Source organism: Agromyces sp. Soil535, from assembly GCF_001428255.1.
Lineage (GTDB): Bacteria > Actinomycetota > Actinomycetes > Actinomycetales > Microbacteriaceae > Agromyces.
Window position 1 is genome coordinate 573,096 of sequence record NZ_LMRW01000001.1, and the last position, 26,529, is coordinate 599,624.

Below are 26,529 nucleotides of genomic sequence, written 5' to 3' on the forward strand. Positions count from 1 at the left end.
ATGGTCCGAACGCATCCGTTGTCATCGGGCCGACGCGGGCCCGCCGAGCAGGAGAGAACCAGGAGTCAGCGTGGACACCACCACCCGAACCGCCGCCGACGCGGCCGTCGCGACATCCGCCATCAAGAAGGTCGCCGTGCGCCTCGTGCCCTTCGTGGCGCTGATGTTCTTCATCAACTACCTCGACCGCACCGCGATCGGCTTCGCCGCACCCAACGGCATGAACGAGGACCTCGGGCTCTCGGCCGCGCAGTTCGGCTTCGCCTCGGGCGTCTTCTTCATCGGCTATATCCTGTTGGAGGTGCCGTCGAACCTCGCGCTGCACCGGTTCGGCGCGCGTAAGTGGCTCGCGCGCATCATGGTGAGCTGGGGCATCGTCGCGGCGCTGTTCACGTGGGTGCAGAACTTCGAGCAGCTCGCGTTCCTCCGCTTCATGCTCGGCGTCGCCGAGGCCGGCTTCTTCCCCGGCGCGATCCTCTTCCTCAGCCTCTGGGTGCCGGCGGCGTACCGCGGCAAGATCCTCGCCCTCTTCTACCTGGCGCAGCCCCTGACGACCGTCATCGGCGCACCGCTCGCGGGCCTCCTGATCCAGCAGGACGGCGCGTTCCTCGGCCTCGAGGGCTGGCGGTTCATGTTCCTCGGCGTGGCGATCCCGGCCATCGTGGTCGGCATCATCGCGTGGTTCACCCTGAAGGACCGCCCAAGCGACGCGAAGTGGCTCACCCCCACCGAGCAGGTCTGGCTGACCGATGCGCTCGCGACCGAGAAGGCCGCCACCGAGGCGAAGCAGCACACCGCCTCCGTCCGCCAGGCGTTCGGGAGTGGCCGGGTCTGGGCGCTGTCGTTCATCTACTTCGGCTTCATCTACGGCCTCTACGCCCTCGCCTTCTTCCTCCCGACGATCATCGACGGCTTCCAGACGCAGTCCGGTGTCGAGTTCGACGTGTTCCAGAAGGGACTCATCACGGCCATCCCGTACATCCCCGCCGCGATCGCCCTGTGGCTGTGGTCGCGCGACGCCAGCCGACGGGGTCTGCGCACCTGGCACATCGCGGGTCCGGCGATCGCCGGCGCCGTCAGCATCCCTGTCGCCCTCTTCGCCGGCTCGCCGGTGCTCACGATCGCGATCATCTCGATCACGGCCATGGCGATCTTCGCGGCGCTGCCGAACTTCTGGACCCTGCCGACGCAGTTCCTCACCGGCGCCGCGGCGGCCGCAGGCGTCGCCCTCATCAACACGATCGGCAACATCGCGGGCTTCAGCGCCCCGTTCCTGACCGGTGCCGTGCACGACTGGACCGGCGGCTACGAGGTGCCGATGTTCCTCGTCGGCGGGTTCATGCTCCTCTCGGCGGTGCTCATGATCGTGCTCGCCCGCCGGGGCCGTGTACAGGTCGCCCACGGTGACGCGCACGGCGTCGACGTGGCATCCGTCGAGTCCGACGCATCCACCGAGCTGGTCGAGCCGGGCGACCGCGACTCGGTCGAGGTGCCGCGATGACCAGGCTCTACAACGCGCCCGCGGACTTCGCCGACGAGATGATCGCGGGGTTCGTCGCGGCGAACGGGCGCCACGTGCGGGCGGTTCCCGGCGGCGTGGTCCGCTCGACGACGTCGCCGGCCGGCCAGGTGGCGGTCGTCATCGGCGGCGGCTCGGGCCACTACCCGGCGTTCGGCGGCCTGGTCGGCCAGGGCCTCGCGCACGGTGCGGCCATGGGCAACCTCTTCGCATCGCCCTCGACGCAACAGGTGCGGTCGGTCGCCACGGCGGCCGAACACGGCGGCGGGGTGTTGTTCAGCTACGGCAACTACGCCGGCGACGTGCTGAACTTCGACGCAGCGCAGGAGCAACTGCGCGCCGCCGGCATCCCGAGCGAGACGGTGACCGTCACCGACGACATCTCGAGCGCCCCGGCCGCCGAGAAGCACAAGCGCCGCGGCATCGCCGGCGACCTCACGGTCTTCAAGTCCGCTGCGGCGGCCGCCGAGGCCGGGTACGGGCTCGCCGAGGTCGTGCGGGTCGCGCGGCTCGCGAACGAGCGCACGCGCTCCTTCGGCGTCGCGTTCACCGGCTGCACGCTGCCGGGATCGGATGCCCCGCTCTTCACGGTGCCCGAGGGGCGCATGGCCGTGGGCCTCGGCATCCACGGCGAGCCGGGCATCGACGAGACCGACGTGCCCACCGCCGACGGGCTCGCCGAGCTGCTCGTGTCGAGCCTGCTCGCGGAGGTGCCCGACGGCGTCGACGGCGCGCGCGGGGCGCGCATCGTGCCGATCCTCAACGGCCTGGGCGCCCTGAAGTACGAGGAGCTCTTCGTCGTCTACCGCAGGGTCGCCGAGCTCCTCGAGCAGGCGGGCGTCGAGATCGTCGACCCGCACGTCGGGGAGTACTGCACGAGCTTCGACATGGCGGGCGGCTCGCTGACCCTCTTCTGGCTCGACGACGAGCTCGAGCGACTGTGGAACGCCCCGGTCGACACGCCCGCGTACCGCCACGGCGCGGTGACCGCCGCCGAGCGACGCCACGCCGACGAGGTGACGGATGCCGCGAGCACCGCGATCCCCGTCGGCTCCCCGGCCTCGCAGCAGGCGGCGGCGACCGCCCTCGGCGCGATCGAGGCGACCGTGGAGGTCATCGACGCGCACGTCGACGAACTCGGACGACTCGACGCGATCGCGGGCGACGGCGACCACGGCATCGGCATGCAGCGCGGCGCGCACGCCGCGCTCGCCGCGGCCCGCGAGGCCGCGCAGGCCGGCGCGGGCGCCGCCACGCTGCTCGACCGCGCCGCCCACGCCTGGTCGGATCGGGCCGGCGGCACCTCGGGCGCGCTGTGGGGCGTGGCGCTGCGTTCGGTGGGCTCGGCGCTCGGCGACCACGCGGCGCCGACCCGCCAGGCCGTCGTCGCGGGCGTCGCCTCGGCCGCCGACGGCATCATGGCCTACGGCAAGGCGCAGCCGGGCGACAAGACCATGGTCGACGCGCTGCTGCCGTTCTCCGCCGCCCTTCGCCGGGGGGTCGACGGTGGGGCTCGCCTCGCCGACGCGTGGGCGGCCGCAGCAGATGTGGCATCCGAGGCCGCGGCGGCCACTGCCGACCTCCTGCCCCGCATGGGCCGGGCCCGCCCCCACGCCGAGAAGAGCCTCGGCACGCCCGACCCGGGCGCCCACTCGTTCGCCCTCATCGTGCAGGCGGTGGGGTCGGTGCTCGCCGGCGACGCCGGCACCCGAAAGGAAGACCAGCATGCCTGAACCGCTCCGCATCGTCGTCGGCAGTGACGACGCCGGATTCGACTACAAGGAGATCCTGAAGCGCGACCTCGAGCTCGCCGACGGCGTGGCATCCGTCGTCGACGTCGGGGTCGACGCCGAGGGCCACACGCCGTACCCCAAGGTCGCGGTCGCCGCCGCCGAGCTCGTCGCGGCCGGTGAGGCCGACCGCGCCCTGCTCATCTGCGGCACCGGGCTCGGCGTCGCGATCGCGGCGAACAAGGTGCCCGGCATCCGCGCCGCGACCGCGCACGACAGCTTCTCGGTGGAGCGCAGCGTGCTGTCGAACGACGCGCAGGTGCTCACGATGGGCCAGCGCGTCGTCGGCATCGAGCTCGCCCGCCGCCTCGTGCGCGAGTGGCTCACCTACCGCTTCGACCCGACCTCCGCGTCGGCCGAGAAGGTCGCGGACATCGGCCAGTACGAATCGACCGGATCCTGCTGATGTCCGCGCGCGTGTCCGTCGGCGTGAGCCTGAAGATGTACTTCGGGCACGCCGAGGCGCGCCGCTGGTTCGCTCGCGTCGCCGAGCTCGCGGCGGGGCATCCCGCCGTCGCGAGTGGCGCGGTCGAGTGCTTCGTCATCCCCACCTACCTGCAGGTGCTCCCCGCCGTCGAGGCGTTCGTGGACACCCCGGTCGTGGTCGGGGCGCAGGATGTCGCGACCGAGGACTCCGGCCCGTTCACGGGCGAGGTGTCGGCGAGGGAGCTCGCCGAGGTCGGAGTCCGCCTCGCCGAGGTCGGCCACGCCGAGCGGCGCCGGCTCTTCGGCGAGACCGAGGCGGTCGTGGCGAAGAAGACCGCCGCAGCCCTGCGCAACGGCCTCACGCCGGTGCTCTGCCTGGGCGAGATCGAGCGGGTCGAGGCGACGGATGCCGCGGCCGAGGTCGTGCGCCAGCTGCACACCGCGCTCGACGGCGCCCCCGGGGGACGCGTCATGGTGGCCTACGAGCCGGTGTGGGCCATCGGGGCACAAGAGCCCGCGCCGGTCGAGCACATCGCCGCGGTCGCCCGCGCACTCCGCGCGGCCGTCGACGCGCTCCCTGGCGGCGACGGCAGCACCGTGATCTACGGCGGCTCGGCCGGACCGGGCCTGCTCGCGGCGCTCGACGGCGCGGTCGACGGGTTGTTCCTCGGCCGCTTCGCCCACGACCCCGCCGCCCTCGCCACGGTGCTCGACGAGGCCGGCGCACTCGCGGCCCTACGCCAGGAGGTGCGAGCGTGATCGGGCTCGGCACCTACGCCTTCTTCTGGCAGCACTCCGATCGCGTCGAAGAGCCGCTCAGCCTGATCGGTGCGCTCGAACGGACCCGCGAGCTCGACGTCGACCTCTTCCAGGTCTGCGATTATGCGCCATTGCCGACGATGTCGGCCGCCGAACTCGCCGAGGCCGCCGGCGCGGCCCGTGAGCTCGGCATCTCGATCGAGCTCGGCACCAAGGGCGTCGCGCCCGAGCACCTCGCGACATTCCTCCGGCTCGCCGAGGTCTTCGACGCCCGCCTGGTGCGCAGCATGGTGTATGCGCCGGGATTCCACCCGACCCTCGCCGAGGCGGAGTCGATGCTTCGCGCGGCGATGCCCGCCTACGAGACCGAGGGCGTCACCCTCGCGCTCGAGACCTACGAGCAGGTGCCCACCGGCGAGCTCGTCGGGCTCATCGAGCGGGTGGGCAGCGACCGGCTCGGCATCTGCCTCGACCCGGCGAACGTCGTGGCCGGCCTCGAGCTGCCCAAGGACGCCGTCGAGCGGTGCGCCGCGCTCACCCGCAACATCCACGCCAAGGACTTCGCATTCGCGCGACAGGACGGCTGGGTCGGCTTCACCTACGGCGGCGCCCCCATGGGGGCGGGCCTGCACGACTACCCCCACCTGCTCGCCACCGTGCAGCCCGAGGCGCGCAGCGTCAACGAGATCGTCGAACACTGGTTGCCCTGGCAGGGCGACCCCGAGACCACCGTCCGGGCGGAGATCGCCTGGACATCGACCGCACTGGAGTACCTGAGGAGCATCCGATGAGCACCACCGACACCACCACCCCGACCGATACCGTTGCACGCCTGGAGACCTATGGCATCGCCGTCATCGGCGCGAGCGGCAAGATGGGCATGCGCGTCTCCGACAACCTCGTGAAGACCGACCACGCGGTCTTCTACAGCGAGAACTCGCCAGCGGGCCAGGAGCGCGTGCGCGCCGCCGGCCGCGAGCTCACCGAGACGCCGGATGCCGTGCGCGACGCCGACATCGTCGTGCTCGCGGTGCCCGACCTCGCGCTCGGACCGGTGACGGCCGACATCGTGCCGCAGCTGAAGCCCGGCGCGATCGTGCTCACGCTCGACCCGGCGGCCGCGTACGCCGGCCTGCTCACGACGCGCGACGACGTGATCCAGGCGGTCGCGCACCCGTGCCATCCGTCGATCTTCCTGCAGCGCACCACCCCCGAGGAGTACGCGGACACGTTCGGCGGCATCGCCGCCCCGCAGGACGCGATCGCCGCGATCGAGTCCGACGACCCGGCCAAGCAGGCCATCGTCGAGGCGACCGTACGGGCGATCTACGCCCCCGTCATCGACGTGCACTGGGTCACGATCAAGCAGCTCGCCCAGCTCGAGCCCACTCTCGTCGAGACGATCGCGTGCATGGTCGGCGCGCTCCTGAAGGAGGCGCTCGACGAGGCCGTGAACACCATGGGCGTGCCCGAGGCCGCCGCCCGGTCGATCCTGCTCGGCCACACCCAGGTCGCCCTGGCGAACGGCCTGCGAGGCGACAACCCGTTCAGCGACGCGTGCCTCATCGCGATGGACTACGGCAAGGAGTCGATCATCAAGGACGACTGGAAGAAGGTCTTCCGCGACGACGAGCTCGACAAGAACCTCGCCCGCATGCTGCACCTCGACAGGATCGAGCGCTGACCGTCATATCGGGGCGGGAGACTCGTCCGGTGCGATCCAGGCTGTCGCTCCCGCTGGGAGCAGATCGCCGTTCAAGGGTTCGCTCGAAAGCATGACGGTGCCCGGGGGCAGCGTCACGGCCGTGAGGTTGAAGTTGGTCACGGACTCCCACGACGCGGTTCGTGCGAAGTGCAGCACGCCGTGCTCAGAAGGCAGGAAGGTGAGGTCCTCGTTGACCGCAAGGCGTCCGCGCAGACTGATCGCCGCCCGGTACATCGAGAGCGTGGAGTGCGGATCATCGTCTTCGACGTCCACGGCGTAGTCGGCGAACCACCGGGGCTGTGGAAGGTGAGACGCACCCGGCCCGAATCCGAAGGCTGCGCCGTCAGCGGTCCAGGGCAGTGGGACGCGGCATCCGTCTCGCCCCTTCAGTTCGCCGCTGCTTCGCACCCAGATGGGGTCCTGGAGGCGATCGATCGGGATGTCGGCCACCTCGGGAAGCCCGAGCTCTTCCCCCTGATACAGATATGCGGAACCCGGAAGGGCGAGCATGAGCAGCGTGGCCGCCCGTGCCCGACGGCTCCCCAGGTCAGGATCGAGCAGTGTGGGATCCGCGCCGCGGGCCAACCAGGTGGTCGGTTCGACGCCCTCGGCAAGTCCGTACCGAGTGGCATGGCGGACGTTGTCGTGATTCGACAGCACCCACGTCGACGAGGTACCCGCTTCACGGGCATGGGTCAGACTGCTCTCGATTGCTGCGTGGTACTCGTCACGGCTCCAGTAACTATTCAGCAGGTCGAAGTTGAACGCCTGGTGGAGTTCGTCCGATCGGGTGTAGAGCACGCGGCGAGGTGCGGAGACGACCGCCTCCGCGACAGCCACGCGCGGCGGATCGTACTCATCGAAGATGCGACGCCAATCGCGGTAGACGTCGTGGACCTCGTTCCGGTCGAACAGCACGTCGTCGCCGGTGGGCGGATTGTCGAAGTCCACGAAGACGGGCTTGCTCCGAAGCGGCTCGCTCAGATCTTTGACGAGCGCGTGCGCCACATCGATCCGGAAGCCGTCTACGCCGCGGTCCGCCCAGAATCGGAGCGTGCCCCTGAAGTACTCACGCACGTCTTCGTTGTCCCAGTTGTAGTCGGGCTGCTCCGGTGCGAAGAGGTGGAGGTACCACTGGCCGGGTGTGCCATCGGCGTTTCGAGTGCGTGTCCATGCCGACGGACCGAAGTGCGATGGCCAGTCCGATGGAGGGAGCGCTCCGGACTGGCCGCGGCCGTCCCGGAAGATGAAACGGTCTCGAGCGGGGGAGCCGGGTTCGGCCTCCATCGCTTCTCGGAACCATGCGCTTCTGGTTGAGGAGTGGTTGGGCACGATGTCGACGAAGAGCTTGATGTCCTCGCGGTGGAGCGCAGTGACGAGCTCGTCGAAGTCGTCGAGCGAACCGAGCAGCGGGTCGACATCGCGGTGGTCGTCGACGTCGTATCCGCCATCGGCGAGCTGCGACGGGTAGAACGGACTGAGCCAGACCGCGTCGACGCCGAGTGACGCCAGGTAGGGCGTGCGGGAGGTGATTCCGGCGAGATCGCCGATTCCGTCGCCGTTCGCGTCGGCGAACGATCGTGGATAGACCTGGTAGACGACGGCCTGTCGCCACCATGAATCCCCGCCGATCCGATCGGGCCTCATCCTTCGGCGACCTCTTCCGAGCGTGATGGGAGTCGGGCCGTGCTTCCCCGGAGCACGAGCGTCCCGGCCCACAGCGGGTCTTCCTCCGGGAGGCCGAGTTCGCCGATCCTGTTGATCAGTTGGCGCGCGGCCGTCGCGCCGATCTGCTCGGCAGGCGGGCTGACGGTGGTGAGGGCGGGCGAGGTTGCAGCGGCGAAGCTGTTCGACGTGTCGATCGACACGACGGACAGTTCGTCGGGGATCCGACGACCGCCTTCCCCCGCCGCCGCCAGGACCCCGAGGGTGGCCTCGATGTTCATCGTCACGAGTCCGGAGATGGTCGGCTCACGCACGAGCTCCTCCATCATGAGTCTGCGCCCAGCCTCCACCGTCGATTCGCAGTAGAAGACCCGGGCATCGAGACCACGGGCGTTCGTCGCCGTCACGAATGCCCGTTCGGCCCTGATCGTCGCGCCGAACCTGCTCTCATGGACATGCGGCGACCCGTTGAGCAAGCCGAGGTGTCGGTGCCCGAGCTCGGTGAGGTGCTCGACCGCGATGTCGACGGCCTCGTCGAAGTTCCGGTCGGAGTAGGCCAGCGGCGGCGTGTCCTGAGCGGCTCTTCCGATGAGACCGACCGGGATGCCGGCTGCATCCAGGAATCCGATGCGCTCATCCTCGAGACGCACCTCCATGAGGAGCACGCCGTCGATGAGGCCGGACTGGTGCATGGTGCGTACCTCGTTGAGGTCGTGGTCCTCCGTGGGGAACATCAGCACGTGGTAGCCGAGCGGCCGCGCTGCGCTCGCCGCACCCAGGACGTACTCGAGATCGGCGTTCGAGACGCCACGCTCATGCGTGGGGAAGAGCAGCGCGATGATGGTGCTCTTTCCTCCCGCCAGCCCGCGCGCCATCGCATTCGGCCGATAGTCCAGCTCGCGCATCGCGGCGAACACCCGTTCCCTCGTCTCAGCCGAGATCGGACGCTTGCCGCTGATGGCGTACGAGACCGCCGCCTCCGACACCCCTGCGAGGCGGGCGACGTCTGCTCGTGTGGCCATGGTTGTCCTTCCGCGTATCCGGGACGCGCGCATGCTCGGGATGAGGTCGAGTGGCGTCCGTTATCGTTCCGTGACCATTCCGAGTTGACGCGCGTCAATGCCATCAGGCTATCATTACAGGAACTCATTGACGCGCGTCAACGCGAAGCCGTGTTGGGCACGAAGATGAACGGCGCAACGGGAACCCGATTCGCCACCTCCCATCGCAGGTGATGGTGAGGAAGCTGGCTTCGCTTGGCGCGAAGCCATAGTCGCTAGGAGAATGAGCGTGAGCAACGGAGCAACAGGGCCCTATCGCGAGGGTCGTCGCATGAACTTCTGGGGAGCCGCAGCAGCGGTCACGGCCGTCGCCGTGACGCTGTCTGGCTGCGCGGCCGGTTCTTCAGGCGGCGCTTCCGGTGACGGAACCGGAACCATCACGGTGTGGGCGCAGGAGGGTCAAGCCGGCGAGGTCCAGGCCGCCAAGGACGAGGTGGCGGCCTTCAACGACTCGCAGAGCGATGTCGTCGCCGAGCTGACCTTGATCCCGCAGGCCAGCTACGGGCAGACCCTCGCCTCCACCAAGGCGGACGCTCTTCCCGACGTGTTCGAGTTCGACGGAGAGACGCTCGGCTCGCTCGTGTACGCGAACAAGCTCATGCCACTCGATGGGCTCGTGGACGAGGCCGTCGTCGACAACCAGCTGCCGTCGATCGTGGCGGAGGGAACGTACGTCGATGGAAGCCTGTACTCCGTCTCCCAGTACGACTCCGGGCTCGCGCTCTACGGCAACCGGAGCATGCTCGAAGCGGCTGGGATCACCGACACCCCGACCACCGTCGACGACGCGTGGACGGTCGACGAGTTCGAGGATGCGGTCGTCGCACTCGGCGCCAAGAGCCCGGAGGGCAAGGGGCTCGACATCAAGGAGCAGTACCAGGGCACGTGGCCCGGCTACGCGTTCACTCCAGTGGTCGCGTCGGCGGGCCAGCCACTCGTGAAGGACGGCAGCGCCGACGGCGCACTGAACGACCCGGCGGTCGTCGATGCACTCTCCCGCTTCGCCACCTGGCGGGAGTACGTCGACCCGAACGCCGACGACAAGGCGTTCACCGGTGGCAGGGTCGGTCTGTCCTGGGTGGGTCACTGGACGTACAACGACTATGCCGCGGCCCTCGGTGACGACCTCGTGGTCATCCCCCTGCCTGACTTCGGGAACGGCACGAAGAGTGGTCAGGGATCCCACAGCTGGGGCATCGGCTCCAAGTCGGAGCGTTCGGCATCGGCCGCGAAGTTCCTCGAGTTCATCATGTCCGATGATTCGATCGGCGACATCACGGCGGCGAACGGCGCGGTTCCCGCCACGCAGACCGCGATCGCAGCCAGTGAGCTCTACGCGCCCGGCGGTCCTCTCGCCCTGTACACGGATCAGCTTGCGCTGACCTGCGGTGCCGACGACCCGACGCCGGATTGCGTCACCGTTCCGCGCACGATCAGCCCCGCCTGGCCGGTCATCAACAGCGCGTTCAGCGAGGCGTTCTGGGCGATCTACGGAGGCGCCGATGCCCAGGAGGAGCTCGACAAGGCGGTGAAGACCATCGACCAGGACTACGAGGACAACGCCGGATACGAGTAGTCCTCGAGCGTCCACCCGTCAGTCGGGGCGGGAGACCGAGCCGGCCATGCGCTGGCTCCTCCCGCCCCATCGACCCACACACGTCCCTAATGGAGAAGACAATGGTGTTATCCGCTCCGACGAATCAGCGGCGCCGCCCGGCCGTTCGCTTCGGCTATGACAACGCGGCCGGGGTGCTCTTCAGCCTCCCGGCGGTCCTGCTCCTGATCGGCTTCGTCGTCGTGCCGTTCATCATGGCGTTCGTGTTGTCGATGCAGATCGTGCGACTCGATGCTGCTCGCCCTCCCATCTGGGTCGGCCTCGAGCAATACCGAAGGATCCTGTTCGATCCCGACTTCAGCCCGATCTTCTGGCGAAGCCTGCTGAACAACCTGACCTTCGCGCTCATCGTGGTGCCAGTGCAGACGGCGCTGGCGGTGGCCCTCGCCGTGCTGCTCAACCAGAAGCTCCGCGGCATCGCGTTCTTCCGGACCTTCTTCTTCCTCCCCGTGGTGTTCCCCATGGCCCTCGTCGCGGTCGTGTGGACGCTCATCTTCTCCCGCGACAGCCTCGGCCTGCTCAACGGATTCCTCAGCTGGATCTCATTCGGGGCGATCCCGCCGCAGGACTGGCTCGGCAATCCGGCGCTCGCACTCATCTCCATCGCGATCATGTCCATCTGGGCGGGCGTCGGCTTCCAGATGGTCATCGTCCTGGCGGGCCTGCAGGAGATCCCGCCCGAGCTCTATGAAGCCGCATCCATCGACAAGGCGTCCAAATGGCAGCAGTTCCTGCACGTGACGCTTCCAGGTCTCCGCAACACGCTCGTCTTCGTGATCATGATCACCACGATCTTCTCGCTCCGACTCTTCGATCAGGTCTACATCATGACGAGCGGCGGTCCCGACGACTCGACGACGACCGTGATGTACCAGGCGGTGACGTCGGCGTTCGTCGAGAACAACGTCGGTCGCGGCTCTGCCATGACCGTCATCTTCGTCCTGATCATCATCGCCATCACGTTGATCCAGCGCCGGATCCTCCGACAGGACACACAGATCTCATGAGCACCTCACTTCGCGAACCCACCCTCACCGGAAGCCTGCCCGCATCGACAGCCAGTGCCGACGGTCACTCCCGCAGGAAGCCCAGGCGGGCACTGACGACCGGCGCGAAGTACGCCGTTCTCGTGACCGTCACGGCACTGTTCTTCGCTCCGATCGCCTACATGCTCATCGGATCCTTCAAGCCCTCCGACGAAGTGCTCGACGGGCTCGGCGGGTTCCTTCCGGTCGACCTGTCGTTCGACAACTACCTCGGCGTCATCACGAGGTTCGACAGTCCTGCCACCGGGTACTTCGCGAATTTCTACCTCACCTCCGCGATCGTCGCAGTCGTCGTCGTCGGAGGCGGCCTCGTCGTCAACTCGATGGCCGCCTATGCGTTGGCGCGGCTCCGCTGGAGAGGTCGGAACTCGGTGCTGATGCTGGTCATCATCCTCGTCATTCTGCCGTTCGAGGCGATCGCCGTTCCGCTCTACTACCTCATGAACGACTACCGGAACACCTACTTCGTGCAGTTCATCCCCTTCGTCGCGAGCGCGTTCTCGATCTTCCTCTTCTACACGTTCTTCATCGGCCTCCCGGCCGAGATCCAGGAGTCTGCGCGGCTCGACGGTGCCGGGCCGTGGCGTGTCTTCTGGCAGATCGTCGTTCCGATGTCGAAGCCGGTGTTCGCATCGGTGACCATCCTGAGCTTCCTGGCCGCGTGGTCATCGTTCCTGTTCCCCGTCATGATGATCGATCAGCCGCAGTACCGCCCGCTGCCACTCGAGATCGCCGTGTTCAAGGCGCAGCCTCCCACCGACTGGGGCCAGATCTTCGCGTTCGGCGTGCTCCTCGTCATCCCGGTGGTGATCGTATTCCTGCTCTTCCAGCGCTGGTTCATCCAGAGCGTCGCGTCGTCGGCGATGAAGGGGTAGGTGCGCTGTGACCTTCACGCTCGACAACCAATGGGTGTGGGACTTCTGGATCGCGGACGACGGCGTGATGTTCCACCTCTTCTACCTGCACGCCCCCAAGGAACTCGGCGACCCGCAGCTTCGTCACCGCAACGCTCGTGTCGGCCATGCCACGTCGCTCGATCTCCACGATTGGGTCGACCTCGGCGTGGTGCTGGGGCCCGGGTCGCCAGGCGACTTCGACGAGACGGCGACCTGGACGGGCTGCGTCGTCAAGGGCGATGACGGAGTCTGGCGCATGTTCTACACCGGTTCGCGTTTCCTCTCCGCCGACTCGAACGCCAACGTCGAGACGATCGGCTCGGCGACATCCGCCGACCTCCACCACTGGACCAAGGCACCGGGCCCGATCGCTGCAGCCGACCCGCGCTGGTACGAGACCCTCGGATCCTCGAGCTGGCCGGAAGAGGCATGGCGCGACCCGTGGGTCTTCCCCGACGCGTCCGGACACGGTTGGCACATGCTCATCACCGCTCGAAGCAACCGCGGCGACGAGGCCGACCGAGGCGTTATCGGCCACGCAACCTCCGACGAGCTCCAGGACTGGCAGGTCCACCCCCCGTTGACTGAGCCCGGCGCGGGGTTCGCACACCTCGAGGTTCCACAGGTGGCGACCATCGACGGACGCCACCTGCTGCTGTTCTCCTGCGACAGCGCCGCCTTGGCGGGCCGCCGAGCGACAGGCGAGTCAGGCGGCATCTGGGCTGTCGAGGTTCCCGCGCCGGCGGGACCCTACGACGTGGCGAATGCCAGGCTGCTCGCGTCCGAAGCGCTCTACAGCGGCCGCCTCGTCCAAGACCGGAGCGGCACGTGGGTGATGCTCGCGTTCGAGAACGGCACCCGGGACGGGGAGTTCATCGGCGCCATCTCCGACCCGATCAGGATCGCGTGGGCGAAGGAGCCCGGCTCGATCCCGGTGATCGAGCGCTGACCCCGGGCGTAGGCTGCCGACATGCCCGAAAACGACTCCGCAACGCACCCCGCATCGGATGTTGCGGGAGCGGCCGGAGCCATCCTCGCGGGGAATCGGTACCTGGTGCTGTCCACGTCTGACCGCGATGGCCGACCGTGGGCGACCCCGGTCTGGTTCGCGGTCGAGGGGGCCGACCGGTTCCTCTGGCTGTCGCGCCCGGGATCTGCGCACTCGCGCAACATCGCCGCACGCCCCGAGGTCGCCGTCGTCGTGTTCGATTCGAGCGTCCCGCCAGGGCAGACGGCGGCGTTCTTCGCCAGCTGTCTCGCCGAGGAGGTGCCGCCCGACGTCGTGGAGGGAGCCGTCGCGGCGTACTCCGACGCCTCCGTCGCCGACGGGCTCGAGCCGTGGACCGCGGAGATGATCTCGGCCCCATCCGAGTTCCGGCTCTACCGGGCGCGGGTGGTCGAGGCGTCCGTGTTGATGCCCGGCCGCGAGCGGGACTTCCGCACGCCGATGTAGTGGGACCCCGTGTCGGGCGGCGGCTCGTGATGGGCCTTCGGCAGCGGGATCGGCGAGGTGAGCGCGACCTGCTCCGAGAAGTCCGCCGGCACGAGCCGGTCGTTCGGCACCGGCGGCACGAGCTCACCCTCGCGGTCGCGGTCGCGGTCGGCGAGCTCCGCCGCCCGGTCACGTACGACTCGCAGGGGTCGCGTGGGCACGACGGCGATCGCAGCCGTCGGGGCATCCGCGAATCGCACGACCGGCCGCCAGGCGGCGCGCGGATGCCGTGCCAGGTGCATGCCGCGGGCGAAGACGAGCCAGCCCACGCCGATGAGCGCGGCCGCGCCGGCGGCGACCGCCGCCAGGCCGAGCGCCCAGCGCGGACCCCACGTGTCGGCGACCGCGCCGACGATGGGCGCGCCGATGGGGGTGCCGCCCACGAGGATCGCCATGTACAGCGCCATCACGCGGCCGCGGAGCTCGGGATCCGTGGTGGTCTGCACATAGCCGTTGGCGGTGGTGAGGATCGAGACCGCGCCGAAGCCGATGAGGATCGTGGACGCCGCGAAGGTCCAGTACGTCGGCATGAGCGCGGCGACGAGCACGGATGCGCCGAAGAAGGCGGAAGCGAGGATGATGATGCGCATGCGCGCCCGCTCCCGTCGCGCGGCGAGGAGGGCACCCGTCAGCGACCCGATCGCGAGGATGGAGCTGAGCACGCCGTACTCGCCCGCGCCGCGTCCGAACTCGACCGCCATGGTCGAGGAGAAGATCGGGAAGTTCATGCCGAACGCGCCGATGAGGAACACGATCACGAACACGATCACGAGGTCTGGGCGGCCCGCGACGTAGCGGAAGCCCGCGACGAACTGGCCGCCCGAGCGTGCGGGCCGCGGCATCCGCTGCACCTTCATGTTGCGCAGCATCACGAGCGCGACGAGCACCCCGAGGAACGTCGCGGCGTTGATGACGAACACCCAGCCCGACCCGACGAGCACGATGAGGAGGCCCGCCATGGCGGGGCCGATCAGGCGCGCCGCGTTGAACGAGGCGGAGTTGAGGGCCACGGCGTTCGACATGTGCGAGCTGGAGACGAGGTCGGCGACGAACGTCTGCCGAGCGGGCATGTCGACGGCGTTGACGAGGCCGAGCAGCAGTGCGAAGCCGTAGAGGTGCCAGAGCTCGGCCTGGCCGAACACGAGCAGGAGGCCGAGTGCAAGTCCGAGCACCATGAGGGAGCTCTGCGTCACCATGAGGATCTTGCGGCGGTCGAACCGGTCGGCGATGAGTCCCGTGACGGGCACGAGCAGCAGTTGGGGAGCGAACTGGAGTGCCATGGTGATGCCGACGGCGAGGGCGTCGGTGTCGGTGAGTTCGGTGAGCACCACCCAGTTCTGGGCGGTGGCCTGCATCCAGGCTCCGATGTTGGAGACGAGGGCGCCGACGAACCAGATGCGGTAGTCGCGGCTGGCGAGGGAGCGGAACATGGCACTCACTGGGTGGCGAGCCCTCCCATCAGTTCGGCGGCCCGGGCGAGCACGACGCGGTCCTCCTTCGAGAGCTCCCGCAGGCGGGTGGTGAGCCACGCGTCGCGCTTGGAGATGGTCTGCTTCACGACGTCGCGGCCGGCGTCGGTGAGGCCGATGTTGGCCTTGCGGCGGTCGGCGTCGTCGGCCACGCGCACGAGGTAGCCCAACTCCTCGAGGCAGTTGACGGTGCGGTTCATCGAGGGCGCCGACACGCGCTCGGCTTCCGCGAGCTCGGTGAGCGTGCGCGGGCCGCCGCGGTAGAGCACGCCGAGCACGGCGAACTGGGCGTCGGACAGGGCGTGGTCGGCCTTCTGCGCGCGAAGGCGCCGGGCGAGGCGGAAGGTCGCCATGCGCAGGTCTGCGCTCTGCTCCGCGATCGTGGCCACAGATCCTTAGCATAGCTCATTAGTCTTGCTAAGTAAAATGGCGACCTGCGACGGATGCCGCGTCCGTCGCGTGTCGGAAACATCCCGGTAACCGACTACTGGGAGCCTTCCGGCATGGGAACGCTCTTCGACGGGTACGCCACGACGCGGTCGGGGCGCAAGCGCAAGCGCGCCGCCCGCCCGTGGGACGAGATGTTCCCCGCCGACGCCGGCACCGTGCGCGAGCCGTACCGCGAGCTCTACCCGGCCCTCGCCCGGATGTCGCAGGACGAGCTCCGAGGCCGCACCGACGCGCTCGCGAGCTCCTACCTCGCACAGGGCGTCACGTTCGACTTCGCGGGGGAGGAGCGACCGTTCCCGCTCGACGCCGTGCCGCGCGTCATCGCGGCATCCGACTGGAGCATGGTCGAGGCCGGCGTCGCACAACGGGTGCGAGCGCTCGAGCGGTTCCTCGCCGACGTGTACGGCCCGCAGGACGCGGTGCGCGACGGGGTGATCCCCGCGGCGCTCATCAGCTCGTCGACCCACTACCACCGGCAGGCGGCCGGAATCGTCAGTGCGAACGGCGTGCGCATCCACGTGGCCGGCATCGACGTCATCCGCGACGAGCGTGGCGCCTGGCGCGTGCTCGAGGACAACGTGCGCGTGCCGAGCGGCGTGAGCTATGTCATCTCGAACCGCCGGGTCATGGCGCAGACCCTCCCCGAACTGTTCACGTCGATGCGCGTGCGGCCCGTGGGCGACTACCCGAACCGGCTGCTGCAGGCGTTGCGCGCGAGCGCTCCCGAGGGCGTCGACGACCCGACGGTGGTCGTGCTGACCCCCGGCGTCTACAACTCCGCGTACTACGAGCACACCCTGCTCGCCCGGCTCATGGGCGTCGAGCTCGTGGAGGGCCGCGACCTGTTCTGCTCGGGCGGACGCGTCTGGATGCGCACCACCGCAGGGCCCACCCGCGTCGACGTGATCTACCGCCGGGTCGACGACGAGTTCCTCGACCCGCAGCAGTTCCGTCCCGACTCGGTGCTCGGCGCACCCGGGCTCATGCTCGCCGCCCGGCTCGGGCACGTCACCATCTCGAACGCCGTGGGGAACGGCGTGGCCGACGACAAGCTCGTCTACACCTACGTGCCCGAGCTCATCCGCTACTTCCTCGGAGAGGAGCCCATCCTCCCCAACGTCGACACCTGGCGGCTCGAGGAGCCCGACGCGCTCGCCGAGGTGCTCGACCGCCTCGACCAGCTCGTCGTGAAGCCCGTCGACGGCTCGGGCGGCAAGGGGCTCGTGGTCGGTCCGGATGCCTCGCGCGCCGAGCTCGCCGAGCTCCGCACCCGCCTGCTCGCCGACCCGCGCGGGTGGATCGCGCAGCCCGTCGTGCAGCTCTCCACGATCCCCACGCTCGTGGAGGACGGCATGCGCCCGCGGCACGCCGACCTGCGCCCGTTCGCGGTGAACGACGGGAACGACGTGTGGGTGCTGCCCGGCGGCCTCACCCGCGTCGCCCTCCCCGAGGGCCAGCTCGTCGTGAACTCGAGCCAGGGCGGCGGATCGAAGGACACGTGGGTGCTCGACGGCGCCCCGCAGACGGAGCCGCTCGGCGCACCGCGTCCCGCGCCGACGGCGCGCGGGGTCGGCGCGCTCGTGGCCGACCAGGCCGCGCCGGCGACGGCCTCGGTGCCGGTCGTGGCGCCCATGCCGGCGAACGGGCACTCGCTGCATCCGCCCACGGCCTCGCCGCAGGACGAGGACGCCCCGATGCGCCAGCAGCAGCAACAGCAACAACAGCAACAACAGCAACAACAGCAACAACAGCAACAACAGCAGTCTCGCGGGTTGAGGAGGTCGCGAAGCGACCGTCTCGAAACCCGATCCCGAGCGGGTTTCGAGACGTCGTCACGCTCCTCCTCAACCCGCGGAGAGGAGGCTCTCCCATGCTGAGCCGCATCGCCGAGTCGCTCTTCTGGATCGGCCGCTACATCGAGCGCAGCGACGGCACCGCGCGCATCCTCGACGTGCACCTGCAGCTGCTGCTCGAGGATCCCTGGATCGACGAGGACACCGCCTGCCGGTCCCTCCTCTCGCTGATGGGCAGCGAGGCGAACGACGACGTCGCGCTCGGCCGCGACGACGTCATCGCGCTCCTCGCCGTGGATCGCACGAACCCCGCCTCGATCGCGCACTCGATCGCCGCCGCCCGCGAGAACGCCCGCCGTGCGCGCGAGATCGTCTCGACCGAGCTGTGGGAGGCGCTGAACCAGACGAACGCGCGGATGCCGCGACGCGTCGCCTCCGACAAGACCCACGAGTTCTTCCGCTGGGTGCGCGATCGCGCAGCGCTCGCGATCGGCGTCGTGGACTCGGCCACGAGCCGCGACGAGGCGTGGCACTTCTTCTCGCTCGGCCGAGCCATCGAGCGAGCCGACATGACCGCGCGCCTGCTCGCGACCCGATCGCTCACCGAGGCGAGCGGACCGAGCTGGACGACCATCCTCCGCAGCTGCGGCGGCTACGAGGCGTACCTGCGCAGCTACCGCGGCGTGCCGTCGGCGCAGTCGGCGGCGGAGTTCCTGCTGCTCGACAGGCTGTTCCCGCGGTCGATCATCTCGAGCGTCATCCGGGCCGAGGAATCCCTACGCGAGATCGACCCGCGCGCCGGCCGCGTCGGCGTCACCGACCAGGCCAGGCGGCTGCTCGGCCAGATCCGCTCGGAGCTCGAGTATCGCCCGATCACCGAGATCCTCACCGACCTGTCGGGGCACATGGAGCACGTGCAGGCGGTCACGTCGTCGGCGAGCGAGGCCATCCGGCAGCGTTACTTCCCGGCGAGTGTCGCGCCGGTCTGGATCGGGGAGGTCTCGTGAGCCGCATCCGCATCGTGCACCGCACGGGCTTCAACTACGAGCAGCCGGCCACCGCGTCGTACAACGAGGCGCGAATGCTGCCGCACTCGGGCGGCGAGCAATTCGTGCTGCAGGCGGGGCTCGACATCCGCCCGGGCGCGACCCAGCACTCGTACCTCGACTACTGGGGCACCCGCGTATCGACGTTCGAGGTGCTGACGCCGCACCTCGAGCTTTCGGTGACGGCCACGAGTCTCGTGGAGGTGCGGCCCGCACCGGTGCCGAGGTGGGAGCTCGGCTGGGACGAGCTCGCCGCGGCCGCGGAGACGACCGTGCAGCTCGTCGAGGCCTCCACACTGTCGGACGCCACGGAGCCGCCGCCCGAGGTGGCGGAGCTCGCAGCCGAGATCGTCGCCGAGGGTGCGCCCGTCGGCGAGACGGCGCTCGAGATCTGCCGCGCCGTCGGGTCGTCAATGGAGTACGTGCGGGGCGTGACCGGCGTGCACTCCACGGCTGCAGAGGCGTGGGGCGAGCGCAAGGGCGTGTGCCAGGACATCGCGCACGTCGCCCTCGGCGCCCTGCGCTCGGTCGGCATCCCGGCGCGCTACGTCTCGGGCTACCTGCATCCCGACCCGGGCGCCGCGATCGGCGAGACGGTCATCGGCGAGTCGCACGCGTGGGTCGAGTGGTTCGCGGGCGACTGGCGCGGGTACGACCCCACGAACCTCGCCGAGGTGGGCGACCTGCACGTGCTCGTGGGGCGCGGGCGCGACTACAGCGACGTGACGCCGCTGCGGGGCGTCTACGCGGGGCCAGGCTCGTCGGAGCTGTTCGTCACGGTCGAGGTCACCCGCGTCGCCTGACCGGTGCTGCGGAGCCGGCCGAGTGACAAGCGCTCTTATTTCCTATAGGATCTTCGATATCTGAGCCCTTCGCGGGCGCCGAGCCGAGGAGGGCGCGATGACGCGACTGTTCAACGATCCGTCCCAGTTCGCGGAGGAGATGATCGAGGGGTTCGCCGCCGCGTCGTCGCGCTGGGTGCGGGCGGCGCCGGGTGGCGTCATCCGCTCGACGAGGGCTGCCGAGCCGACGGTGACCGTGGTCATCGGCGGCGGGAGCGGGCACTACCCCGCGTTCGGCGGACTCGTGGGACCGGGCATCGCGCACGGGGCGGCCATGGGGAACCTGTTCGCCTCTCCGTCGGCGCGGCAGGTGCACTCGATCGCCAAGGCGGTCGACCAGGGCAAGGGCGTGCTGCTCAGCTACGGCAACTACGCGGGAGACGTCTGCACTTCGACGAGGCGCAGGCCCGCCTGCGTGCCGAGGGGCACGACGTGCGCACCGTCGTGGTGACCGACGACATCTGGAGCGCCCCGCGCGATCGCATCGGGCAACGCCGGGGGATCGCCGGCGACCTCGCCGTCTTCAAGGCCGCCGGAGCCGCCGCGGAGGCGGGCTACGACCTCGAGGGGGTCGAGCGCGTGGCGCGGCTCGCGAACCGCCGTACCCGCTCGTTCGGCGTCGCTTTCTCGGGCTGCACGCTTCCGGGCGCCGATGCGCCGCTGTTCGAGGTGCCGGGGGGCCGGATGGCCGTCGGGCTCGGCATCCACGGGGAGCCGGGCATCGACGAGGTCGACATCCCCACTGCCGACGAGCTCGCCCTGCTCTTCGTGTCGAAGCTGCTCGAGGAGGTGCCCGACGGCATCGCGATCGACGGCGCCCGCGTCGTGCCGCTGCTGAACGGCCTCGGCAGCGTGAAGTACGAGGAGCTGTTCGTCGTGTACCGGCGCATCCACCGGCTGCTCGAGGAACGCGGCGTCACCGTCGTCGAGCCCGAGGTGGGCGAGCTCTGCACGAGCTTCGACATGGCGGGCTGCTCGCTCACGCTGCTGTGGCTCGACGACGAGCTCGAGGAGCTCTGGCGTGCGCCGGCCGACACGCCCGCGTACCGCAAGGGCTCGGCCGCAGCGCACCTGAGCATCGGATCGACGGATGCCGCCGGGGTCGGCGACCCCGCCGACGGCACCGATGACGTGCCCGCGTCGACGTCGGATTCGCGCGACGCGGCCGCGACGATCGCCGCCGCGCTGGACGCGGTGTCCGTCGCGATCGACGGTGCCGCTGACGAACTCGGCCGCATCGACCGGATCGCGGGTGATGGAGACCACGGGATCGGCATGCAGCGAGGCGCACGCGCCGCTCGCGACGCAGCGCGCACTGCGGTCGAGGCCGGAGCCGGCGCGCGCACGACGCTCGAGTGGGCCGCCGACGCGTGGAGCGACCGTGCAGGCGGAACCTCGGGCGCGATCTGGGGGGAGTTCCTGCGCACGCTCGGTGCCGACGTCGGCGACGACCACGCAGTGACTCCCGAGATCGTCGCGCGGGCCGTCGCCTCCGCGAAGGACGCGGTGATGGTCTTCGGCAAGGCGAAGGTCGGCGACAAGACGATGGTCGACGCGATCGTCCCCTTCGCCGACGAGCTCGTGGCGCGAGTCGACGACGGCCTGCGCCTCGCCGACGCCTGGCGCCGCGCAGCGACCGCGGCCGAGGATGCCGCGCAGGCGACGGCCACGCTCGCGGCGACGCTCGGCCGCGCCCGTTCGCACGGCGACCGGTCGATCGGCACGCCCGACCCGGGCGCCGTGTCGTTCGCGCTGGTGTGCGCCACCGTGTACGACGTCCTCGATACCGACAGGGAGCAGTGAACATGGGATACCGATTGATCGTCGGCAGCGACGAGGCCGGTTACGACTACAAGGAGATCATCAAGGCGGATCTCGAGGCGAGCGGCCGAGTCGACTCGGTCGTCGATGTCGGGGTGGTGAGGGATGCCCGGGCGCCGTATCCGAAAGTCGCCATCGAGGCTGCCGAGCGGATCGCCAACGGGGAGGCAGACCGCGCCATCCTCATCTGCGGCACCGGACTCGGCGTCGCGATCGCCGCGAACAAGGTGCGCGGCATCCGCGCCGTGACGGCCCATGACTCCTTCTCCGTCGAGCGCTCGATCCTGTCGAACGACGCCCAGGTCCTCTGCATGGGGCAGCGCGTCGTGGGCGTCGAGCTCGCGCGCCGGCTCGCAACGGAGTGGTTGACCTACGAATTCGACCCGACGAGCGCATCGAGGGCGAAGGTCGACGATATCTGCGCCTACGAGGGCTGAGCGAGTGACGCGGCTGCTCATCGGCTCGAGCCTGAAGATGTACTTCGGGCGTGTCCGCACGCTCGAGTGGACCCGCCGCGTCGCCGCGTCGTGCCGCGATCACCCCGCGGTGCGCGACGGACTCGTCGAGCCGTTCGTGATCCCGACGTTCCCCTCGATTCCCGACGTCGTGCCCATCGCGCGTGATGCCGGGATGCTCGTGGGTGCGCAGGACGTGCACTGGGAGGACGCCGGCGCGTTCACGGGCGAAGTCTCCGCTGCGGAGCTCGCCGAGCACGGTGTGGCGCTCGCGGAGATCGGCCATGCGGAGCGGCGTGCGCTGTTCGGCGAGACCGACGAGACGGTGGCGCGAAAGGTGGTCGCGACCCTCCGGCACGGCATCTCGCCGCTGCTGTGCATCGGCGAGTCGGAGCGGAGCGACGGGGATGCGGCCGCCGAGACTTGCATCGAGCAGTTGGAGTCGTCGCTGGCGCTCGCACGCGAAGAGAACCTGGGAGGTCGACTCGTCGTCGCGTACGAGCCGGTCTGGGCGATCGGCGCGCCCGAACCGGCCGATGACGACCACATCCGCGCGGTCGGCCGCGCGCTCCGGACACACCTCGCGGACGACCTCGCGTTCACGGGCGCGCGCGTGATCTACGGTGGAAGCGCCGGTCCGGGCCTGCTGCCGCGCATCGCCGATTCGGTCGACGGGATGTTCCTCGGTCGATTCGCGCACGACCCGGCGGCGTTCGGACGGATCCTGGATGAAGTAGTCGACCTGGAGGCAACGAGATGACCAGCCTGCCGATCCGCGGTGTCGGTGAGTTCGAGCGCCGCGGCCTGCGCGACCGCGTGTACGACCTGATCCTCGAGATGCTGCTGGAAGGCGACGTTGAGCCGGGGACACGACTGTCGATCGACACGCTCGCCAAGGACCTCGACGTCTCGCCGACCCCGGTGCGCGAGGCGATGGTGCAGCTCGAGCGCACGGGGCTCGTCACACGGGAGGCGCTGCGCGGATACCGGGTCGCACCGCCGCTGGGGGAGGAGCAACTTGCCGAGCTGTTCGAGGCGAGGCTGATGCTCGAGGTCGAGGCCACCAGGCTTGCGACGCGACGTGCCGACGAGCTGCTCCCTCCGTTGCGGGAGGCGTTGGCCCATCACGCGCGGGAGAGTGAGCGCGTGGTCGAGAGACTTGGGCGGGGCGCCGTGCCGCTGTCGCTCACTCGGGCCTACTTCGACAGCGATCTCGAGTTCCACCGTACGATCTTCCGAGCGAGCGGCAACCGCTACGTCCAGGAGATGTACGACTCGCTCGGCGCCCTCACGCATCGGATGCGCCAGGCGGTCATCCGCGGCCCGCGCGACGTCCATGAGGCCGCCGCCGAGCACCGCGCCATCGTCGAGGCGTTCGCCTCCGGCGATCCCAGCGCGCCTGAGCGGGCGATGCGCAGTCACATCGAGAACGTCCGCGATCGTGCCGTGGAGGACGTCGACGCCGAGTGAGCCCAGGCGCCGTCGCGGGTCGCCCTGGAGCGCTCCGATGCCGACGCCCCGAGTCGGATTCGAGCGGCGTGCGGACCCGCCGTGACGCCCCTCCGCGGCATCCGGATGTTCCGGGCTTGCGGTAGTGGATATTTCCTATAGGATCTTTGAACAGGTTGCGAGTCCGGCAACCACGACACGACGGAGTGAGCATGCAGGCATACGTTGCCGAGGAGTGGCCGATCGCCACGTGCCTCCTCGGCGTACCGCCGATCGGGCGCGACGGCATCGCCGTCCAGGACGCGCCGGCGGAGACGTGGGATGCGATCTTCGAGGACGTCGCCGCGGAGGGATTCCGGCTCGCCGAGCTCACCGACGGACTCATCCGCCCGGCCGACCTCGAGCCGTCGCGACTGCAGGAGCTCGTCGAGGTCGCGGGGGACCACGGCGTCGGCATCCCCGCGGTCCACGTCCAGCGGTCGAGCGTCGTCATGCCCGGCCGCGAGGAGGAGAACCTCGCCTACGCGCACCGCAGCATCGATGCTGCTGCCGAGATGGGGGCGACCGTCTACTCCACGGGCCTGCACCGGCCGTTCACCGAGGCGCAGCGACGCGCGCTCTGGTTCTGGACCGCACAGGGACCGGTGGACCCCGACGATGCCGAGCTGCGGGATCGCGCGGTCCGATCCATCCGCGAGCTCGGTGCGCACGCCGCGAGCGTCGGCCTCATCGTCTCCCTGGAACTGTACGAGGACACCTACCTCGGCACGGCAGCGAGTGCGGTGCGCTTCGTCGAGGAGGTCGGCATGGAGAACGTGGGTCTCAACCCCGATGTCGGCAACCTGGTGCGACTGCACCGTCCGGTCGAGGACTGGCGTGAGGTGTACGCGATGACCCTTCCATACGCGAACTACTGGCACCTGAAGAACTATGCGCGCGACGAAGCCGCGGACGGATCATGGCAGACCGCGTTGCCGACGACGCTCGACGCCGGCGTCATCGACTACCGCTGGGCCGTCCGGGAGGCGGTTGCGCTCGGTTACCGGGGTGTGCTCACCTGCGAGCACTACGGCGGCGACAGCCTCGCCGTGTGCGGCCGGGCGCAGGAGTACCTGCGCCGAATCCTGCCCCGCGCCGCCCACGTCGACACACGACTCGCGCCGACCGGCGCGGAGAGGAACTGAGATGAGCACGTTGGAGACATCGCGGCCGCGGATCGCCCTCACGTTCGGTGATCCGGCGGGCGTCGGGCCCGAGCTCGTCGCGCGACTGCTGGCCGACCCGGCCGCAGCGGCGGCCGCCGACATCCTCCTCATCGGCGACGAGCAGGAGCTGCGCGACGCCATGGACGACGCCGGAGTCGAGTTCGACTGGACCCGCGAACGCGGTACCGGCGTGCCCACGCTCGTCGACAACGGCGGCACGCGGCCGGAAGGCGGCTTCGTCCGAGGCGAGCCGTCCCGATCGGGCGGCCTCTGGGCGATGGCGAGCCTGCGCACCGCGCTCGAGCTGTCGAAGGACGGAGACGTCGACGCCATCGTCTTCGCGCCGCTCAACAAGTCCTCCCTGCACCTCGCCGGGATGGAGGAGAACGACGAGATGGCGTGGTTCGAGACCGTCCTCGACGACGGGACGACCGCCACGGAGCTGAACATCCTGCCGGAGCTCGTGACCGGCCGGGTCACCTCGCACTGCTCGATCGCCGAGGTGGCCGACCTCATCACGTTCGACCTCATCATCGAGCGCGGCGAGCTGCTCGAGCGGGTGCTGCGGTCGCGCGGCATCGAGCGGCCGCGGATCGGCGTCTGCGCGCTCAACCCGCACGCGGGCGAATCCGGGAAGTTCGGACGCCACGAGATCGACGTCATCGCGCCGGCGGTCGAGGAGCTCCAGCGTCGCGGCGTCGACGCGACGGGCCCCTTCCCGAGTGACACGATCTTCATCAAGGCCCGCGACGGGCACTTCCACGGCGTGCTCACCATGTACCACGACCAGGGCCAGATCGCGGTGAAGCTGCTCGGATTCGACCGCGGGGTGACCATGGCCGGCGGGCTCAGCGTGCCCGTCTGCACTCCGGCGCACGGCACGGCGTTCGACGTCGTGGGCAAGCGCATTGCGAACACGGGCGCCTACGAGCACGCATTCCGCGTCGCTGTCGGCGTCGGCGCCCAGGCGCGCGCCACCCGGCAACCCGGCTGACCCGCATCCAATCGACCAGACCTCCAAGAACCCCACCCCCACCAAGGAGAGACAATGAAGTCACGCATCACCGCCGCGGCCATCGCCGTGGTCTCCGTCGCGGCACTCGCCTCGTGTTCGAGCGCAGCAGGACAACCCACGTCGCCCGACGGCGGCTTCCAGCCGAGCGACGTGCGCATAGTCGTGCCGTTCGCTGCCGGCGGCGGCTCAGACACCTCGGGTCGCGCCATCGCGAGCGCGCTCGAGGACACGACGGGCGCCACCATCACCGTCGAGAACCGCGAGGGCGGCTCCGGCGCGGTCGGCTACTCGTACTTCCTCTCCCAGGAGGGCAACGGCAACTACCTGCTCGCGTCTGAGACGGCGCTACTGGCCCTGCCCCTCACCACCGAGGTCGACTTCGACTACACCACCTTCACGCCGATCATGAAGCTCGGCGACGACTACACGCTCATGGTCGTGCCCGCGGACAGCGAGTTCGAGACGTGCACCGACGTCGTCGACGCCGCCCGCTCCGACGGCGTCGTGGCCGCCGTCTCGGGCGCGGTGAGCCTCGACGAGGTGGTGTTCACGCTCATCGAGCAGGACCAGGACGTCGAGTTCGACCGGGTTCCGTTCGAGGGCGGCAGCGAGGTCATCGCGGGCCTGCTCGGCGGACAGGTCGAGGTCGGCTCGCTGAACCCCAGCGAGGTGCTCGGCCAGCTCGAGTCAGGAGATCTGCGGGCGCTGTGCGCGCTGTCCGACGAGCGTTACCAGTACGAGGAGCTCGCCGACATCCCGACGGCGATCGAGCAGGGGATCGACGTGTCGTTCGCCCAGTTCCGAGGCTTCATCGCCCCGGGCGGCATCACCGATGAGGCCCGAGAGTACTGGATCGCCGCCGCGAAGGAGTTCGCGGAGTCGGACGCGTACACGACCTACATCGAGGAGAACCTCATGCAGGCGAACGCCGTCTACGCCGACGAGTTCGTCGACTACCTCGAGCAGAACTCGGCCGACCTCGAAGCGGTCGTCGGCAAGTGAAGCTCTCG

General features: G+C 69.7%; 24 protein-coding genes and 1 pseudogene. 21 read left to right on the forward strand and 4 right to left on the reverse strand.

Features of this window, described 5'->3' with window-relative positions; all coding sequences use genetic code 11:
- The first annotated feature begins 70 nt into the window (after positions 1-70).
- From ASG80_RS02690 to ASG80_RS02715, 6 genes are read left to right on the forward strand one after another with little or no spacing between them, the layout of a single operon-like run.
- On the forward strand, positions 71-1,501 hold the full coding sequence (locus ASG80_RS02690) for an MFS transporter (protein ID WP_056728162.1): 1,431 nt from the start codon (positions 71-73) through the stop codon (positions 1,499-1,501).
- Positions 1,498-3,252, forward strand: a complete 1,755-nt coding sequence (locus tag ASG80_RS02695) for a dihydroxyacetone kinase family protein (protein ID WP_056728164.1) — start codon at positions 1,498-1,500, stop codon at positions 3,250-3,252. Before ASG80_RS02690 ends, ASG80_RS02695 begins: the two co-directional genes overlap by 4 nt.
- Positions 3,245-3,715 carry a ribose-5-phosphate isomerase gene (locus ASG80_RS02700; RefSeq protein WP_056728166.1) on the forward strand — a complete coding sequence of 157 codons (471 nt, stop codon included), beginning with the start codon at positions 3,245-3,247 and terminating at the stop codon, positions 3,713-3,715. Before ASG80_RS02695 ends, ASG80_RS02700 begins: the two co-directional genes overlap by 8 nt.
- Positions 3,715-4,494, forward strand: a complete 780-nt coding sequence (locus tag ASG80_RS02705; protein ID WP_056728168.1) for a triose-phosphate isomerase family protein — start codon at positions 3,715-3,717, stop codon at positions 4,492-4,494. The genes ASG80_RS02700 and ASG80_RS02705 overlap by 1 nt, the downstream gene beginning before the upstream one ends.
- Positions 4,491-5,285: a sugar phosphate isomerase/epimerase gene (locus ASG80_RS02710; protein ID WP_056728169.1), complete on the forward strand. Its 795-nt coding sequence runs from the start codon at positions 4,491-4,493 to the stop codon at positions 5,283-5,285. The genes ASG80_RS02705 and ASG80_RS02710 overlap by 4 nt, the downstream gene beginning before the upstream one ends.
- Positions 5,282-6,178: a phosphogluconate dehydrogenase C-terminal domain-containing protein gene (locus tag ASG80_RS02715; RefSeq protein WP_056728171.1), complete on the forward strand. Its 897-nt coding sequence runs from the start codon at positions 5,282-5,284 to the stop codon at positions 6,176-6,178. The genes ASG80_RS02710 and ASG80_RS02715 overlap by 4 nt, the downstream gene beginning before the upstream one ends.
- Positions 6,179-6,181: 3 nt before the next feature.
- Here the strand turns inward: ASG80_RS02715 and ASG80_RS02720 are convergent, their stop codons facing one another.
- Together ASG80_RS02720 and ASG80_RS02725 are read right to left on the reverse strand one after the other, a co-directional pair.
- Entirely contained in the window at positions 6,182-7,846 is a 1,665-nt protein-coding gene (locus ASG80_RS02720) for a glycoside hydrolase family 13 protein (RefSeq protein ID WP_056728173.1), read from the reverse strand.
- Positions 7,843-8,886 (reverse strand): LacI family DNA-binding transcriptional regulator, encoded by a 1,044-nt coding sequence (locus ASG80_RS02725; RefSeq protein WP_056728175.1) that lies wholly within the window; start codon positions 8,884-8,886, stop codon positions 7,843-7,845. The genes ASG80_RS02720 and ASG80_RS02725 overlap by 4 nt, the downstream gene beginning before the upstream one ends.
- Before the next feature lie 268 nt (positions 8,887-9,154).
- Here ASG80_RS02725 and ASG80_RS02730 point away from each other — a divergent pair, with 268 nt between their 5' ends.
- The 5 genes from ASG80_RS02730 (at position 9,155) to ASG80_RS02750 (ending at position 13,935) form a co-directional block, all read left to right on the forward strand.
- Positions 9,155-10,501 carry an extracellular solute-binding protein gene (locus ASG80_RS02730; RefSeq protein ID WP_200952471.1) on the forward strand — a complete coding sequence of 449 codons (1,347 nt, stop codon included), beginning with the start codon at positions 9,155-9,157 and terminating at the stop codon, positions 10,499-10,501.
- A gap of 101 nt (positions 10,502-10,602) precedes the next feature.
- Positions 10,603-11,547: a carbohydrate ABC transporter permease gene (locus tag ASG80_RS02735; RefSeq protein ID WP_156401611.1), complete on the forward strand. Its 945-nt coding sequence runs from the start codon at positions 10,603-10,605 to the stop codon at positions 11,545-11,547.
- Complete coding sequence (locus ASG80_RS02740) at positions 11,544-12,461, forward strand: carbohydrate ABC transporter permease (protein ID WP_056728178.1); 918 nt, start codon at positions 11,544-11,546, stop codon at positions 12,459-12,461. The genes ASG80_RS02735 and ASG80_RS02740 overlap by 4 nt, the downstream gene beginning before the upstream one ends.
- Positions 12,462-12,468: 7 nt before the next feature.
- A complete protein-coding gene (locus ASG80_RS02745) occupies positions 12,469-13,431 on the forward strand; it encodes a glycosyl hydrolase family 32 (protein WP_056728179.1) in 963 nt (320 codons plus the stop codon).
- A gap of 21 nt (positions 13,432-13,452) precedes the next feature.
- A complete protein-coding gene (locus ASG80_RS02750) occupies positions 13,453-13,935 on the forward strand; it encodes a pyridoxamine 5'-phosphate oxidase family protein (protein WP_056728182.1) in 483 nt (160 codons plus the stop codon).
- Here the strand turns inward: ASG80_RS02750 and ASG80_RS02755 are convergent.
- The gene (locus ASG80_RS02755) at positions 13,863-15,404 is read right to left on the reverse strand and encodes an MFS transporter (RefSeq protein ID WP_056728183.1); all 1,542 of its coding nucleotides are present in this window, start codon (positions 15,402-15,404) and stop codon (positions 13,863-13,865) included. The two genes, ASG80_RS02750 and ASG80_RS02755, sit on opposite strands and share 73 nt — an antisense overlap.
- A 5-nt stretch (positions 15,405-15,409) precedes the next feature.
- Positions 15,410-15,832 carry a MarR family winged helix-turn-helix transcriptional regulator gene (locus tag ASG80_RS02760; RefSeq protein WP_056728185.1) on the reverse strand — a complete coding sequence of 141 codons (423 nt, stop codon included), beginning with the start codon at positions 15,830-15,832 and terminating at the stop codon, positions 15,410-15,412.
- Positions 15,833-15,946: 114 nt separating this feature from the next.
- On the opposite strand from ASG80_RS02760, the gene ASG80_RS02765 reads away from it, so the two are divergent.
- From ASG80_RS02765 to ASG80_RS02810, 10 genes and pseudogenes are all read left to right on the forward strand, one after another.
- Positions 15,947-17,770 (forward strand): circularly permuted type 2 ATP-grasp protein, encoded by a 1,824-nt coding sequence (locus tag ASG80_RS02765; RefSeq protein ID WP_082589677.1) that lies wholly within the window; start codon positions 15,947-15,949, stop codon positions 17,768-17,770.
- Positions 17,764-18,693 (forward strand): alpha-E domain-containing protein, encoded by a 930-nt coding sequence (locus tag ASG80_RS02770; RefSeq protein WP_056728187.1) that lies wholly within the window; start codon positions 17,764-17,766, stop codon positions 18,691-18,693. The genes ASG80_RS02765 and ASG80_RS02770 overlap by 7 nt, the downstream gene beginning before the upstream one ends.
- Positions 18,690-19,535, forward strand: a complete 846-nt coding sequence (locus ASG80_RS02775) for a transglutaminase family protein (RefSeq protein WP_056728189.1) — start codon at positions 18,690-18,692, stop codon at positions 19,533-19,535. The genes ASG80_RS02770 and ASG80_RS02775 overlap by 4 nt, the downstream gene beginning before the upstream one ends.
- Before the next feature lie 97 nt (positions 19,536-19,632).
- Positions 19,633-21,377, forward strand: a pseudogene (locus ASG80_RS02780) (dihydroxyacetone kinase family protein).
- Positions 21,378-21,379: 2 nt separating this feature from the next.
- Complete coding sequence (locus ASG80_RS02785) at positions 21,380-21,832, forward strand: ribose-5-phosphate isomerase (protein WP_056728192.1); 453 nt, start codon at positions 21,380-21,382, stop codon at positions 21,830-21,832.
- A 4-nt stretch (positions 21,833-21,836) separates the two neighbouring features.
- Positions 21,837-22,610, forward strand: coding sequence for a triose-phosphate isomerase (locus ASG80_RS02790; RefSeq protein ID WP_369816199.1), 774 nt, complete (start codon positions 21,837-21,839; stop codon positions 22,608-22,610).
- Positions 22,607-23,320 (forward strand): GntR family transcriptional regulator, encoded by a 714-nt coding sequence (locus tag ASG80_RS02795; protein ID WP_056728195.1) that lies wholly within the window; start codon positions 22,607-22,609, stop codon positions 23,318-23,320. Before ASG80_RS02790 ends, ASG80_RS02795 begins: the two co-directional genes overlap by 4 nt.
- 191 nt (positions 23,321-23,511) lie before the next feature.
- The gene (locus ASG80_RS02800; RefSeq protein WP_056728198.1) at positions 23,512-24,483 is read left to right on the forward strand and encodes a sugar phosphate isomerase/epimerase; all 972 of its coding nucleotides are present in this window, start codon (positions 23,512-23,514) and stop codon (positions 24,481-24,483) included.
- A gap of 1 nt (position 24,484) precedes the next feature.
- Positions 24,485-25,498: a 4-hydroxythreonine-4-phosphate dehydrogenase PdxA gene (locus ASG80_RS02805; protein WP_056728200.1), complete on the forward strand. Its 1,014-nt coding sequence runs from the start codon at positions 24,485-24,487 to the stop codon at positions 25,496-25,498.
- Between the two features lie 54 nt (positions 25,499-25,552).
- On the forward strand, positions 25,553-26,521 hold the full coding sequence (locus tag ASG80_RS02810; protein WP_056728202.1) for a tripartite tricarboxylate transporter substrate binding protein: 969 nt from the start codon (positions 25,553-25,555) through the stop codon (positions 26,519-26,521).
- Positions 26,522-26,529 lie beyond the last annotated feature (8 nt).